Origin of the sequence: Campylobacter sputorum, from assembly GCF_002220775.1 — a bacterium.
In the GTDB taxonomy this organism is placed as follows: Bacteria; Campylobacterota; Campylobacteria; order Campylobacterales; family Campylobacteraceae; genus Campylobacter_F; species Campylobacter_F bovis.
Window position 1 is genome coordinate 1,075,230 of sequence record NZ_CP019685.1, and the last position, 15,278, is coordinate 1,090,507.

Here is a 15,278-nt window from a genome sequence, read left to right on the forward strand (position 1 = left end):
TTTATTCCCTTGAAAGTGCATCTATTGGGTTTAAATTTGCTGCATTTTTTGCAGGCATAAAACCAAAAATAATGCCTATAAACATAGAAGATATAAGTGCTACTATGATAGAAGTTATGGAATATGCCATCGCAAAAGAAGATACAAAATACATAAAAATAAAACCTATTCCAAAAGATAGCATTAAGCCAAAAATACCACCTATTACACATATTAAAATAGCTTCAACTAAAAACTGCATAAGTATGTCTCTACTTTTCGCACCTATTGCCATTTTAAGTCCAATTTCTTTTGTTCGCTCTGTAACAGAAACAAGCATTATATTCATAACACCAATTCCACCAACTATAAGTGAGATAAGAGCAACTGCGGATATAAGAATTCTCATAGTTCCTGTTGCACTTTCTACGGTTTGTCGTATACTATCTGAGTTTCTTATAAAAAAATCCTGTTTTCCGTGCTTTGTAGATATTAATTCAGTGATGGCAAATTGAGCCAGTTGCATATTTACATTATCTTTTATTCTTATGGTAATTGAGTTTATATTTCTATCTCCTGTTATTTTATTTATAACCGTAGTATAAGGTGCGTAAATACGTAATGTTTCGGCGTCTCCAAAGTTATCATTTGGCTCTAAAACCCCAATAATCTTTAATGGTTGTTTATTAAAAAGCAAAACTTTACCGATAGGATTTGAGTTTGGGAAAAAATTATTTTTTGTATTGCTATCTATCACAACAACAGAAGCACTGTTTACAACATCGTTTTTATCTAAAAATCTCCCATCTTCCAACTTCAAACCATTTACATTTATACTCTGTTCGTTCCCGCCACGAAGTGAGCCTGTATAAGATAAATTGCGAAAAGTTAAAGTTCCGTTTGTAGATGTATTTGGCGTAACACTCATTACATAACTTTGTTTATTTAAAAGTCTTGTATCGCTGATACTTAAACTCCTAACATTATTTGCCCTCATATCACCAAAACTTTTGCCAGGAAAAATGGTTATAGTATTTGTTCCCATTGCATTGATATCAGCTAGTATTTTTTCTTGAGAACCTTTGCCTATAGCAACTACAGAAACAACGGATGCTATGCCTATTATAATTCCAAGCATAGTAAGAAGTGATCTTAATTTATGAGATAAAATAGCTCCTACTGCCATTTTAAATGACTCAACAAACATATCTTTTATGGCAAATAAAGAATTTTTACTATCTATTTTATCAATATTTTTTTGGACAAAATTTTCATTTTCGTTTTTATTTTCATCTTTTATAATCTCGCCATCTTTTATTTCTATAATTCTTTTTGCATGATTTGCAACCCCTAAATCATGCGTTACAAGTATGATAGTGTGACCAATTTTATGCAAATCTTCAAGTATTTTTAAAACAAGTTCTCCACTTTTAGAATCAAGGGCGCCAGTTGGTTCATCAGCTAAAATAATCTCTCCACCATTCATAAGCGATCTTGCTATGCTTATACGCTGTTGTTGTCCGCCACTAAGCTCACTTGGATAATATGTTAGCCTATGAGAAAGATTTAAATTTTCTAAAAGCTCTTTTGCTCTTTTGATTCTTTTATCATAATTAATACCAGCATAAACAGCAGGAAGTGCTACATTTTCGGTAGCATTGATACCAGAAAGAAGATTGTATCTTTGAAAAATAAAGCCAAATTTTTTTCTTCTTAAAAGTGCTAATTTATCTTTGTCAAAATTTGATATAAGATTATTATCTATATAATATTCGCCACTACTTGGGATATCAAGACAACCTAAAATATTCATAAGTGTTGATTTTCCTGAGCCAGATTGACCAATTATAGCGATAAATTCTCCACTATTTATTTCTAAGCTTATATTTTTTAAAACTTTTGTTGGATTTTTGGCTGTTCCAAAATTTTTACAAATATTAACAAGTTTTAATAAACTCAAATTTTACCTTATTCTCATTTTTCTATTTTCAATTAAATTTTCCAACTCTTTAGCACTAAGCTTGTTTGTTATAACCTCATCACCTTCTTTTAATCCAGATATTATCTGTGTATTTATACCATCACTAAGACCTACTTCGACGCCAACTTTTTTTACATCATTTTGTTCATCTTTTAATAAAACAAAATGCGAATTTTCATCATTTTTTATAGTTATGGAAGGAACCATTAAAACATTTTTGGCATTATTTATAATAATTGAATTTTCTATAGTCATGCCTATTTTAAAATAATTATTATCATTTTCTATATAATATTTTGCATAATAATACACAGCGGCATTTGAGCTATTTGCGGAAGCAGAACTGCCTTTTATATCAGAATTTTCATCACTATATGTTTTATCTGCAGGATCTATACTTGATATAGTTGCATTATAATCTAAATTTATATCTCCAAGAGTTCCAAATTTTACTTTTTGCCCGATTTTAACACTATTTATATCGCCTTCTGGAACTTCAACTCTTACTTCTAATGTATTTAAATTAGCAATTTTTGCTATAGTAGGAGTTGTTTGCGTGGCATTTACAGTCTGGCCTTCTTTAACAGGTATTGATATCACAACTCCATCAAGAGAAGAAACTATTTTTGTGTAACCTAAATCAGTTTGAGCAGTATAAAGCGAAATTTCGGTTTGTTTAATCTGCTCTTGAATTTCGGTTAGGCTTGCTTTAGCCAAACTTAATTCATCTTTTGTCTTTTCTAAATTTTCTTTTGAAGTTGCATTTGCTTTGTATAAATCTAACTCTCTTTTATATTTATTTTCAGCTACTTCTTTTGCTATATTTGCTGAGTTTAATTTTGCTTTAAATATACTAAGAGACGCTTTTAGGTCATCAATCTTATTTTTTTGCTTTATATCATCAATTTCAGCAATCATATCGCCTTTTTTCACTATATCGCCAATCTCAACATATAGTTTTTTTATCTGTCCTGAAACTTGAGCACCAAGATCAACGCTATCTTTTGGATAAATTTTGCCTGTTGCTTCTACGCTTTTAACTATATCGCCTCTTTTTACATTTGTAGTTATAAACTCAATTTTTTCTTCTTTTTTTATAAATTTAGCATAAATTCCATATCCAACCGCTATTAAAATAGCAAACAAAATAATATATTTGATAGTTTTTTTCATATACACCGCTTATAAATTTAAAAATTTAGAAAGTAATTTTATATAATTAATGTGAATAAAATGTTAAATTTATTTATTTTTATGCAATTTTGGATAGTCAAAAAATATAACTTTTCCACTATGGTTTTGTATATTTTTAAAGCAATCTTGTTCAAACTCGATACAAAAAATGGAGCTAGTTGGCATATGATCTATCACTGAATTGCTTAGAAGTTCACATATCTCAGATATACAAGGATTGTGAGCTATAATAAACACAGTTTTAAATTTGTCATCAATTTCATGAAACACTTTTAAAAAATCACTCAAAGATGAATTATAAAGCTCTTTTTTTTGAACTATTTGGCTTTGAAATCCCACAACATCGGAAATAATTTTAGCAGTTTGAAACGCTCTTTTTGCATTACTAGAAATTATAATATCTGGCATAATACCTTTATCTCTTAGCAAATTTGCCATAAATTTTATATGTTTTTCACCTTTTTGATTTATGCTTCTATCTATATCTTTGCAATCATAATTATTAAATGATTTTGCATGTCTTATAAAATATACCTTTTTCATTTTTGCTCCATTAAGTTCATTATTTGCTCTATTTCAAATTTACTAAACCCAGCTTTTAATCTTGCATTTATATTTAACTCTCTTTTTTGTTTAAACGCATTAGGATAGAGAGATTTTACGATATTTATATAAATATCAGGATTAAGATTATTTTGCTTGCACGCAAATTTAAACCACTTATCTCCTTTTTTTACATGAGAAATTTCTTCATCAAGTATTATGCTTAAAATATTTGTGAGTTTTTTATCGCTATTTTTAGAAATTTTGCTCTCCATATGCATATTTGCATCAAGTCCGTTTGCTTCCATATATCTTGGAAGAAGTGCCATTCTATTTAAAAAAGAATTCTCAGTTTTTTGCATAGCTATAAAAAGACCGTCATGAACGGCAAAATCAGAGTATTTATAGCCCAAAGTTTGCAAATACTCACAAATCATTTCAAAATGCCTAATCTCATCATCTGCAACTTCAAGCCAGTCTAAATAATACTCACAGGGCAAATTTGCAAATCTATACGCAGCGTCTAAGGCTATATCTATGGCACTATATTCTATGTGTGCTATAGAATGCACAAATGCAGCAAAGTTTTTTTCTTTTGGATATTTTATCTTCATTTCACGCATAGATTTTACATCACAAAATGAAGCATAACTAGGCGTTACTAAAGTTTTGGGTTTAAAATTTTTTTCAAATTCTAAATTTCCATACTTAAACTCATCATAAAAGTTTTTAAATTTAGAAATTTTTTCTGTTGGATTGTTTTGAAATAAAATATCTTCTAACTTGACAAAAAACATCTAATATTTCCTAACTATTTTACCGCTTAAATACCCTATACCAAATCCAAGTAAATGGGCATACCAAGCTACATTTATACCCATTAAAAGCGGTGCAAAACTCATCAAAATCAAAGCTATAAAAAGTCCTTTTGCATTGTATTTATCTATAAAAGCCATAAATCCAAGTAAAACACATATGGCACCACTTGCTCCAATTGTATTTATATCTATACCTTTGTAATATCCGTTATACCATATATAAACAAGACTTAATAAATTTGTAATAATTCCACCAAGCAAATAAATAAGCATAAATTTAATCCCGCCTAAAAACCGCTCAAGTATGGATCCAAACTGATACAAAACAACCATATTCATAGCCAAATGCATAAATGATCCATGTAAAAACATAGATGTTACAAGCTGCCAATAAAAACCATAATATATACAAAGGGAATTAAGACCAAATAATATACTAAATTTATTAGTATTAAACACAAAATAGTGTAAAAAATACACAAGGCAGTTTATTGCAATGACAAATGAAGAGAAATATAATTTTTTATTCATAGCTTAATTTTACAAAAATAGACTTAATTTAACTTTCCATATCCTATAAATCTATTTGAAGTAAGACAAGAAGCACTCGAACATCTAGTTATATAACTATTTATAATTTTATTATCTCTAATATGGGTATTTTTATCTCTTAAGTTCATATATCCATACATGTTTTTACCACTTGCAAAGTGAATAAATTTTATAGTTCCATCTTTATTTATACCCCTTATAATCCCAACATGTGTGACATTTTTAGGATTTACAGATTTTATGGATTTTTTTGTAGATGTGTTTGAAAAAAATATCAAATCCCCTACTTTAGGATTTTTTAACGATATTTTTTCATTATATTTATAAAGATTATACATAGCTTGAGATTTTCTATGATTTGAGTAGTAAGAATTTAATTCATTTTCATCAAAATATAAATTATCATATCTGTTATTTATGAGAGACACAAAACCAGAACAATCGCCACCTGCTTTTGTATCTAAATATCTATCTAGTAGTTTAACTAAATCATAGGGATATTTATCTGCATTTGGAATTGAAAATTCCTCTGTTTTTTCATCTTGCAATACAAGTTGAGATTGAAAATCTTCTTTTATATCTGTTAAATTTTCATCATTATAAATATCATAAAAATCATTTTGCACTACATCTGTTTTAGTAGAACATCCTACAAAAAAAATCAAACTCACTAAAAACACTATAAATTTTTTTGTATTCATAAACAAACCTGTAAATAAATTTTTGGGATTTTTTATTATATCATTAAAAGTTACTAATTTAAATAAAAATTTAAAAAGTTAAGCAAATTTTCGCTACAATGGCAAAAATCAAAATCAAGGTTAAATATGTATCTATTATCGATAAAAGGTGGGTATAAATTAAGCGGCGAAGTAAAAATATGTGGTGCAAAAAATGCAGCCTTACCTTCCATAGCTTGTTCAATACTTTCGAAAAAACCTGTAAATATAAAAAATATACCAGAAGTTGAAGATATAAAAACTATATGCAAACTACTTGAAAATTTAGGCTCATCTTGTAAATTTATAAAATCACACCAAGTTAAAATAGACACAACTACGATAAATTCAACAAAAGCAACATATGATATTGTTAGAAAGATGAGAGCCTCCATCTTAGTTCTAGGACCACTTCTTGCAAGATTTCACCATTGTGAAGTTTCGCTTCCAGGTGGCTGTGCCATAGGTCAAAGACCAATAGACCTACACCTAAGTGCATTGGAAAAAATGGGTGCAAAAATAGAGATAAAAGAGGGATATGTTGTAGCTACTACGCCAAAAGATGGGCTAAAAGGTGCAAATATTATTTTTGATAAAATAACTGTTACTGGAAGCGAAAATATCATAATGGCAGCAGCTCTTGCAAATGGTACAACAAAAATCATAAATGCAGCAAAAGAGCCAGAAGTTGTAGCACTTTGCGAGATTTTATCACAAAGTGGAGTTGATATAAAAGGTATTGGCACAAGTGAACTTATCATAAAAGGAAGCAGTGGAAAACTACTTGATATAAAAGAAATAAATGTTATACCAGATAGGATAGAAGCTGGAACTTATTTGTGCGCAGGAGCTATAACAAATTCACAAATTACTGTAAAAAATGTAAATCCAAACCATCTAGTAGCAGTGTTAGATAAATTTGAAAGTATGGGATATGGTATAAAAATAGATGTAGATTGCATAACTATATTACCAGCAAAAAAAATAAAACCTATAGAAATTATAACAAGCGAATACCCCGGTTTTCCAACAGATATGCAAGCTCAATTTATGGCACTTTGTCTTGTTGCAAATGGAACTAGCGTAATTGATGAAAGACTTTTTGAAAACAGATTTATGCATGTAAGTGAACTTTTAAGAATGGGAGCAGATATAAAACTAAATGCTCATATTGCAACGATAAATGGTGGCATAAAACTAAACGCAACTGATGTCATGGCAACTGATTTAAGAGCAAGTTCAGCCCTTGTTCTAGCCGGACTTGTTGCAAATGGAACTACAAGAGTCCATAGAATTTATCACCTTGATAGAGGCTATGAAAAACTTGAAATAAAACTATCTAAACTTGGTGCGAAAATTAAAAGATTAGAGGAATAAAATGAACTATAATGATGGGCTAAATTTACTTTTTTCAAAAATCAATACTTGCACTAAAAATGAATACACAAACATTGCCTCATCTTTAGGTAAAGTTTTAGCAAAAGATATCTACGCATCAAAAGATCTTCCATGCTTTGATAATAGCGCTCTTGATGGATATGCTTTTAAATTTGATGATAAAGACACTCCATTAAACATATCACAAATAACCATTTTTGCTGGAGATAAAACACAATACCATACAGATAAAAATGAAGCAATTCGTATAATGACTGGTGCGATAATGCCAAAAAATGCGGATACCATAGTTCGCCTTGAAGATGCCATTATAAAAGATAATAAGCTTTTTATAGATGAAAAAACAAAGAAAAACAATGCTTTTAGATACAAAGGTGAAGAGATAAAAAGCGGAGAAATTTTACTAAAAAAAGGTACAAAAATAACTCCAAGTGAGATAATGCTTTTAGCAAGTCAAGGTATAAATGAAATTTTAGTTTTTTCAAAGCCAAGTATAGCACTTTTTTCAAGCGGAGATGAACTTGTAGAAGTTTGGGAAAATGCAAGTAGTGAGCAAATTTACAATGTAAATGCAAGTGCAATCGCATCTTTACTTGCTTATAATGGATTTAAAAGTGTTTATAAGGGCATTATAAAAGACTCTTTAGAAGATACAAAAAAAGCTTTTTTATCAAATTTAAATTATGATGTTTTAATTTGCTCAGGAGGAGCTAGCAAAGGCGATAAAGACTTTATGAAAGAAGCACTTTTGGGCTTAGGATATGAAGAAATTTTTGATAGATTAAATTTAAAACCAGGTGGTCCTGTAAAAGTATTTATAAAAGATGATAAATTTGTTTTTATACTTCCAGGAAATCCCATGACAGCATTTTTTACATGTTTTTTAATACTAATCCCAACTCTTAAAAAAATGAACGGGCAAGCGGATTTTAAACATAAAACTATCAACACCAAAATTTCAAATACTATAAAATTAAAACCACAAAGAACAAATATCATACTAGGTAATTACAATGATGGTATTTTCACGCCATATTTGGAAAACTACGGCTCAGGGATGATAAAGCCACTTACTTTAAATAATGCGATTTGCTTATCAAATGAACAAAATTTAAAACTAGAAAGTGGTAATGAAATACAAGTAATAAAATATACATTGTGATGAAAAAAATTATATTACTTACAATTATCCCACTTATTTGTTTTGCAAATGTAAAAATTTTACCGCAATACTGCATAAACTCTAATTTCGTTATGCTTTATGATATAACAGAAGATCCTAAAGATACTGCTTTACTTTTTGATTTAAACCAAACTAGTGTTAGTAGCGAAATAATAAGACTAGAACTTGTAAAAAACGGTATAAAGTATAGAGATTTTAGCGGTGGAATTGTTAAATTTAAGCTTGATTGTTCCTTTATAGATATAGTTAAAAACAGCGTTTTAAAAGAAATTTACAAAAATTATGGTGATTTAAAGATAAATAATTTTGATATATCCACACAAGCCAAACTTCCAGATGATTTTTTTTTATACAATATTGATTATATAAAAATCACAGATATACGAAATGAAAATGGCAAATTTATACTTTTTTTAAAGAAAAAAAATGATACAAATAACAGAAAAATTTTCTTTTTTAAATACACACTAGATGCTAAAATCGGGGCTTTTATTGCAACAAAAGATATAAACGCAAAGCATGTTTTAAATATTAGTGATTATAGATATGAATATATTGATTTAAAAGATTATAAAATAAACGCACTAAGCGATATACCTACAACAAAAATTATCTCAAAACAAAAAATTAAACGAGGAAGTGTTTTAACATCAACACAATTTAGCATAATGGCAGATGTCAAAAAAAACTCAACCATAAATGCTATTTTTATAGATAATGCGCTAAGTGTAAATGTAGAAGTTAAAGCCCTAGATAGCGGCGTTATAGGAGATATTATAAGAGTAAGAACAAATGATGGAAAACTTTTTAATGCTAAAATTATATCAAAAAATGGAGTATTGATACAATGAAAGTATTAGTTTGTATAAGCGGTGCAAGTGGTGTAAATTTAGGAATCAAACTGCTTTTAAATTTACCAAATAATTTAGAAATTTTTGCAGTAATTAGTCAAAATGCTAAGAATGTTTTAAATATAGAAAATCATATAGTTTTTAGCAAAGATAAATTTAAAAATATTACATTTTTTGATAACAAAGACTTAGGAGCACCTGTTTCAAGTGGTTCTTTTGGTATTTCAAAAACAATAATTACACCATGTTCTATAAATACTTTAGGCAAAATTGCATCAGGCATAAGCGATAATCTTATCGCAAGATCAGCAGCAGTTGCTATAAAAGAAAAAAAGCAACTTGTATTAGGCGTTAGAGAAATGCCGCTTTCATATATATCTCTAAATCAAATGGCTATGTTATCATCCATTGGGGTAATTATAGCACCGCCTGTTTATGCAAATTACTCAGATATTAAATCACTTGATGATTTAGAAAACTTTTTTGTTGGAAAATGGCTTGATAGCTTAAATTTTGAACATAATTTATATAAAAAATGGAGATAAATTAATGTATAATAAAACTTTAGATAAAATTATAATTTATTTTTTAGGTAGCAAACAAAATGTTTAAATCATGTATATATCCAGGAACATTTGACCCTATAACAAACGGTCATTTGGATGTTATACAAAGAGCTAAAAAACTCTTTGATGAGGTTATAATAGCAGTTGCATTATCTGAAAATAAAAAACCATATTTTAGCTTGGAAAAACGCATTGAGATGACAAAAATAGCCACTAAAGAAATAAAAAATATAAAAGTAGTTGGCTTTGATAATCTACTAGTTGATTTTGCCAAAGAAAACGGTATAAACACAATCATAAGGGGACTTAGGGCTGTTAGCGATTTTGAATACGAACTACAAATGGGGTATGCAAATACTGCACTATGGAACAATATAGAAACGGTTTATCTAATGCCATCTTTAAAATATGCATTTGTAAGCAGCTCAGTGGTGAGATCTATTTTTTTACATGGTGGCGATGTTTCAAGCGTAGTACCAAAAGAAATTTTACATATGTTGGATGAAAAATGTTAGTAACCATAGAAGGAATTGACGGAGTTGGCAAAAGCACTCAAATATCACTTTTAGCAGATATTTACAAAGACGCTATAATCACAAAAGAGCCAGGTGGAACAAATTTTGGAAACAAAATAAGAGAGTTTTTATTGAAAAATAGTGGTAAAATATCATACAAATCTGAACTTTTACTATTTTTAGCAGATAGAGCACAACATTATGATGAGATTATAAAACCTAATAAAAATAAAATGATTTTTAGCGATAGAGGCTTTATATCAGGGATTGCTTATGCTATGGCAAATGATCCTACACTAGATATAGAAAAACTTATAAAATTTAACGAATTTGTCCTAGATAATGATTTTGGAGATAAATTTATATTTTTAAAAGCAAATTTTGATATTTTAGAAAATAGACTTAATTTAAGAAATTTAGATAGCATTGAAAAACGAGGATTAGAATATTTAAAAAGAGTTGAACACTATATGGAAATTTTATTTAAAAATAGTAAATTTGATGTTTTAAGTATTGATTCAACTCTTGAGATACAGACTATCCATAAACAAATTCTGGAGTTTATAAATGATTAAAGCACTTAGAGGTATGAATGACATACTAAATGAAAAAGCCCAAATTTACAAACATATCATAGAAGTTTGTGAAAGCGTTGCTTTAAATTTTGGATATAGTTTTATTGAAACACCAAAACTTGAAAACACTTCTCTTTTTAAAAGAAGTGTTGGCGAGAGTAGTGATATTGTTGGAAAAGAAATGTATGAATTTACAGACAAAGGCGGAAATGATGTTTGTTTAAGACCAGAAGGAACAGCAGGCGTTGTTAGAGCTTTTATAGAACATAAATTTGATAAAACAAGTGGTGTTAAAAGATATTTTTATCACGGAAGTATGTTTAGATACGAAAGACCGCAAAAAGGTCGTTTGAGAGAATTTCATCAATTTGGCATAGAATGCTTTGGAGAAAATAGCATTTATGAAGATGCTAGTGTTATCATAATAGGTGCTAAAATACTGCAAAAATTAGGCATAAAAACAGCTCTAAAAATAAACTCGCTAGGCGATAAAAATTGTATGCCCGAATATAAAAATAAACTTGTTGCTTTTCTAAACAATATACAAGATGAACTTTGCGAAGATTGCAAAAGACGCATACAAACAAATCCAATAAGAGTTTTAGATTGTAAAGTCGATCATTGTAAGGAAGTTTTACAAAATGCACCGCTTATTATAGATAATCTAAGTAAAGAGTGCGAAAGTGAATTTAAAAAACTACAAGAAATTTTAACAAAAAACGGCATTAAATTTGAAATAGATCCAAAACTTGTGCGCGGACTTGATTATTATACAAAAACAGCTTTTGAGTTTGTTAGCGATGAAATAGGCTCACAAAGTGCAGTTTTAGGTGGCGGAAGATATGATAATTTAGTTGAATTTTTAGGTGGAAAATCAACATATGGCGTAGGATTTGCCCTTGGTATAGAAAGAATAATGGAAATTTTATCTTCTAAAGACTACAAAATACAAAGAAAAAAAATATATTTATGCGCTTTAGATGATAAATTTATAGATCAAATTTATACTCTTTGCTTAAATTTAAGAGATGAATATGAAGTAGAAATATCTTATGAGGCAAAAAATGCAACAAAACACTTAAAAAATGCTGACAATATAAATGCTAATGTGTTTTTGTGCGTGGGAGAAGATGAAGCAAAAAACAGCGAAATTTGGTATAAAAATTTACAAAATAAACAAGATAAAAAGATCAAAATTTCAGATATAAAACAAGAATTGAAGGCAAATTTATGAATGATTATGGTCTTAGTATTTGGGGTAATTCAAATTTTACAATAGATGGCGGTGGTAGAGTCTGCTTAAATACAGATTTTAAACCAGCTTTGATAGATATGATAAACGATATTAGGCAAGATGGTATAAGAGGACCGATATTGCTTAGATTTCCACATCTCATCAAAAAGCAAATAGTTGAAATTTATTCAAATTTTGAAAGAGCTAGAAAAGAATTTGATTACAATGGCAATTTTAGTGCAGTTTATCCGCTTAAAGTAAATCAATATCCAGGTTTTGTAAAAAACTTAGTTAAGATAGGAAATCCCTATAAATATGGACTAGAAGCTGGAAGTAAGGCTGAACTTTTATTAGCAATGGCATACAATAACTTTGAAGCACCAATTACAGTAAATGGTTTTAAAGATAAAGAGCTAATAAATATAGGTTTTATAGCAGCAGAAATGGGGCACAATATAACTCTTACCATTGAAGGGTTAAGCGAACTAAAAGGGATAATTGAAACTGCCAAAGAAAGATTTAAGCCAAAACCAAATATTGGTCTTAGAATAAGGCTTCACAGCTCTGGAAGCGGTGCTTGGGCAAAAAGTGCTGGCATTAACTCTAAATTTGGTTTAACATCAACAGAGTTAATAGAAGCTATGAATTTATTAAAAGAGGCAAATTTACTTGATAAATTTACAATGATACATTTTCATATAGGTTCTCAAATAAACGAAATTCATCCTCTTAAAAAAGCCTTAACTGAAGCTGGAAATATATATGCAGAACTTAGAAAAATGGGAGCAAAAAATCTAAAAGCCATAAATTTAGGCGGTGGATTAGCTGTCGAATACTCACAAATGAAAGAAAACTCTCTTAGAAACTATACGCTAAGAGAGTATGCAAATGATGTTGTATTTTTACTAAAAACAATATCAAATCAAAAAAAAGTTGAAGAACCAAATATATTTATAGAATCTGGCAGATATGTCTCTGCAAATCACGCTGTTTTAGTTGCACCTGTTTTAGAGCTATTCTCGCAAGAGTACTCAGAGGATAAAATATGTCTTAAAAAAACAAATCCTCCGCTTATAACAGAACTTTATGATTTATATCAAAACATAAAACCAACAAATGCTCTTGAATATCTTCACGACTCAATAGCTCATATGGAAAGCGTTTTAACACTATTTGATTTAGGATATGCTGATTTACAAGATAGATCAAACGCGGAAATACTTGCAAATCTTATAATGAAAAAAGCAGTTGCAATGCTTGGAAATAAACAAAATTTTAGTGATTTATCAAAAATACAAAATGAAGTGCAAGAGCGGTATCTTGTAAATTTCTCATTATTTCAATCTTTACCAGATTTTTGGGGATTAAAACAGCATTTTCCAATAATGCCCCTTGAAAAACTTGACGAACGCCCAAACAGATCGGCTTCCATTTGGGATATAACTTGTGATAGTGATGGAGAAATTCCTTTTGATACAAACAAGAATCAACTTTTTTTACACGATATTGATATACAAAACGAAAACTATTATCTAGGATTTTTCTTAGTTGGTGCCTATCAAGAAGTTTTAGGAATGAATCACAATCTTTTTACTCATCCAACTGAAGCTACAATAACACTAAAAGAAAATGGTGGTTATGAAATATCAGATGTATTAGAATCACAATCAGTTCTTGACATTTTAGAAGATATGGATTATGATGTTTATGAGATAAGAGACACTTTAAATGAGAGAATCGAAAAATCAGAGCTTGTTGATGAAAAACAAAAAAAACATATTTTAGGTGAATTATATCTATTTTTAAATGATAATGGATACCTAAAAACCATAGGTTGATACATGGAATTTTTAAATATTATAAAAGAAGATTTTTTAGAACCAAAAAGGCAAGATCCAGCTTTTAATAGCTTACTAGAGATATTTTTTAACTATCCTGGGGTTTGGGCTATTATAAACCATCGTTTTGCACATTTTTTCCATACTAAAGGATTTAAAAGATTGGCTAGAATTATGGCTGGAATTTCAAGATTTTTCACAGGAGTTGATATTCACCCTGGTGCAAAAGTAGGGAGAAGAGTTTTTTTAGATCACGCAACTGGAATTGTTATAGGAGAAACTGCCGAAATTGGTGATAGAGTATTGTTATATCAAGGCGTAACATTAGGTGGCGTTAGTTTAGATAAAGGAAAACGCCACCCTACCTTAAAAGAAGGTGTTGTAGTTGGTGCTGGAGCTAAAATTTTAGGAAATATCACAATAGGTAAAAACTCTAAAATAGGAGCAAATTCAGTTGTAGTAAAAAGTGTTCCACCAAATTGCACTGCTGTTGGAATTCCTGCTACAGTACTTGGAGGTTGTGATAAAACACCTCTTTCTCATAATAAAATTCCAAATATAAACAAAGAGCTATTTGAATATCTTGTAAAAAGAATTTCAATAATCGAAGAAATTTTACATAAAGACAACGAAGACATATTATCAAAAGACAAAGCTTTAGAAGAGTTATATAAAAACTATATTATTAAAAATTAAAAAGTTTTAGAAAAAAGGGTTAAATTTATGAATTTAATAAAACATATTTTAATATTTTTAATAATGAGTTTTATTTTACTTACCATAATGCTTGTATCATACGCTAATATAAATATTGAAGATATAAACGATATAGTAAGCGAATATTCGTTTATTGAAATTTCACAAGAAATAATAATTTTTATTATTATTTGTATATATTTTTATATAGCAAAAAAAATATATATTTTAAAACATATTTGCATACTTATAGGATCATTTTTTATTTGTATATTAATAAGAGAGTTTGATTTCTTATTTGATATATTGCATCATGGTTCTTGGTTTTATTTTACTATTTTAACAACTATTACTGGCACAATACTTGCTTTGAGAGATAAAAATAAACTTTTAAATGGCTTTGAATACTATAAAAACTTACCATATTTTGGCATGATGATATCTGGACTTTTAACAATATTAGTATTTTCAAGATTATTTGGAACAACTATGTTTTGGAATATATTCTTACCGGATAATTATGCAAATATTGTCAAAAATATAGTTCAAGAAGGAAGTGAGTTTTTTGGATATATATTATGTTTATTTTCAAGTATATACTTTATGATTAAAACAAGAAAAAAATAGTATAATAAT

Annotated in this window: 16 protein-coding genes; 10 read left to right on the forward strand and 6 right to left on the reverse strand. The window is 28.7% G+C overall.

The features are described 5' to 3' along the window. Window position 1 precedes the first annotated feature (1 nt). The 6 genes from CSPB_RS08675 to CSPB_RS05315 all read right to left on the reverse strand — a co-directional run bounded on the left by CSPB_RS08675 (window position 2) and on the right by CSPB_RS05315 (window position 5,768). Window positions 2-1,939: a MacB family efflux pump subunit gene (locus CSPB_RS08675; RefSeq protein WP_033915860.1), complete on the reverse strand. Its 1,938-nt coding sequence runs from the start codon at window positions 1,937-1,939 to the stop codon at window positions 2-4. 3 nt (window positions 1,940-1,942) lie between these two features. Beyond that, window positions 1,943-3,133, reverse strand: a complete 1,191-nt coding sequence (locus CSPB_RS08680) for an efflux RND transporter periplasmic adaptor subunit (RefSeq protein ID WP_033915861.1) — start codon at window positions 3,131-3,133, stop codon at window positions 1,943-1,945. A gap of 69 nt (window positions 3,134-3,202) precedes the next feature. Continuing rightward, window positions 3,203-3,697, reverse strand: a complete 495-nt coding sequence (locus tag CSPB_RS05300) for a SixA phosphatase family protein (protein ID WP_033915862.1) — start codon at window positions 3,695-3,697, stop codon at window positions 3,203-3,205. Continuing rightward, entirely contained in the window at window positions 3,694-4,494 is an 801-nt protein-coding gene (locus CSPB_RS05305) for a ferritin-like domain-containing protein (RefSeq protein ID WP_089193450.1), read from the reverse strand. The genes CSPB_RS05300 and CSPB_RS05305 overlap by 4 nt, the downstream gene beginning before the upstream one ends. Further along, complete coding sequence (locus CSPB_RS05310; RefSeq protein WP_089193451.1) at window positions 4,495-5,046, reverse strand: rhomboid family intramembrane serine protease; 552 nt, start codon at window positions 5,044-5,046, stop codon at window positions 4,495-4,497. It abuts the gene before it with no gap. Between the two features lie 23 nt (window positions 5,047-5,069). Beyond that, a complete protein-coding gene (locus CSPB_RS05315) occupies window positions 5,070-5,768 on the reverse strand; it encodes a CHAP domain-containing protein (protein ID WP_089193452.1) in 699 nt (232 codons plus the stop codon). A 126-nt stretch (window positions 5,769-5,894) separates the two neighbouring features. On the opposite strand from CSPB_RS05315, the gene murA reads away from it, so the two are divergent. From murA to CSPB_RS05365, 10 genes are read left to right on the forward strand one after another with little or no spacing between them, the layout of a single operon-like run. Next, on the forward strand, window positions 5,895-7,163 hold the full coding sequence (gene murA, locus CSPB_RS05320; RefSeq protein ID WP_089193453.1) for a UDP-N-acetylglucosamine 1-carboxyvinyltransferase: 1,269 nt from the start codon (window positions 5,895-5,897) through the stop codon (window positions 7,161-7,163). Between the two features lies 1 nt (window position 7,164). Further along, window positions 7,165-8,346: a molybdopterin molybdotransferase MoeA gene (locus tag CSPB_RS05325; RefSeq protein WP_089193454.1), complete on the forward strand. Its 1,182-nt coding sequence runs from the start codon at window positions 7,165-7,167 to the stop codon at window positions 8,344-8,346. Next, window positions 8,346-9,218: a flagellar basal body P-ring formation chaperone FlgA gene (flgA, locus tag CSPB_RS05330; RefSeq protein ID WP_033915867.1), complete on the forward strand. Its 873-nt coding sequence runs from the start codon at window positions 8,346-8,348 to the stop codon at window positions 9,216-9,218. Before CSPB_RS05325 ends, flgA begins: the two co-directional genes overlap by 1 nt. Then, the gene (locus tag CSPB_RS05335; protein WP_089193455.1) at window positions 9,215-9,763 is read left to right on the forward strand and encodes a UbiX family flavin prenyltransferase; all 549 of its coding nucleotides are present in this window, start codon (window positions 9,215-9,217) and stop codon (window positions 9,761-9,763) included. The genes flgA and CSPB_RS05335 overlap by 4 nt, the downstream gene beginning before the upstream one ends. A gap of 59 nt (window positions 9,764-9,822) precedes the next feature. Then, on the forward strand, window positions 9,823-10,299 hold the full coding sequence (gene coaD / locus CSPB_RS05340; protein ID WP_089193456.1) for a pantetheine-phosphate adenylyltransferase: 477 nt from the start codon (window positions 9,823-9,825) through the stop codon (window positions 10,297-10,299). Then, complete coding sequence (tmk, locus tag CSPB_RS05345; protein WP_089193457.1) at window positions 10,293-10,874, forward strand: dTMP kinase; 582 nt, start codon at window positions 10,293-10,295, stop codon at window positions 10,872-10,874. The genes coaD and tmk overlap by 7 nt, the downstream gene beginning before the upstream one ends. After that, on the forward strand, window positions 10,867-12,108 hold the full coding sequence (hisS, locus tag CSPB_RS05350) for a histidine--tRNA ligase (protein WP_033915871.1): 1,242 nt from the start codon (window positions 10,867-10,869) through the stop codon (window positions 12,106-12,108). The genes tmk and hisS overlap by 8 nt, the downstream gene beginning before the upstream one ends. After that, complete coding sequence (gene speA, locus CSPB_RS05355; protein WP_089193458.1) at window positions 12,105-13,946, forward strand: biosynthetic arginine decarboxylase; 1,842 nt, start codon at window positions 12,105-12,107, stop codon at window positions 13,944-13,946. Before hisS ends, speA begins: the two co-directional genes overlap by 4 nt. A gap of 3 nt (window positions 13,947-13,949) precedes the next feature. Beyond that, window positions 13,950-14,642 (forward strand): serine O-acetyltransferase, encoded by a 693-nt coding sequence (gene cysE / locus CSPB_RS05360; RefSeq protein WP_033915873.1) that lies wholly within the window; start codon window positions 13,950-13,952, stop codon window positions 14,640-14,642. A 27-nt stretch (window positions 14,643-14,669) separates the two neighbouring features. Then, window positions 14,670-15,269: a hypothetical protein gene (locus CSPB_RS05365; protein WP_033915874.1), complete on the forward strand. Its 600-nt coding sequence runs from the start codon at window positions 14,670-14,672 to the stop codon at window positions 15,267-15,269. Window positions 15,270-15,278 lie beyond the last annotated feature (9 nt).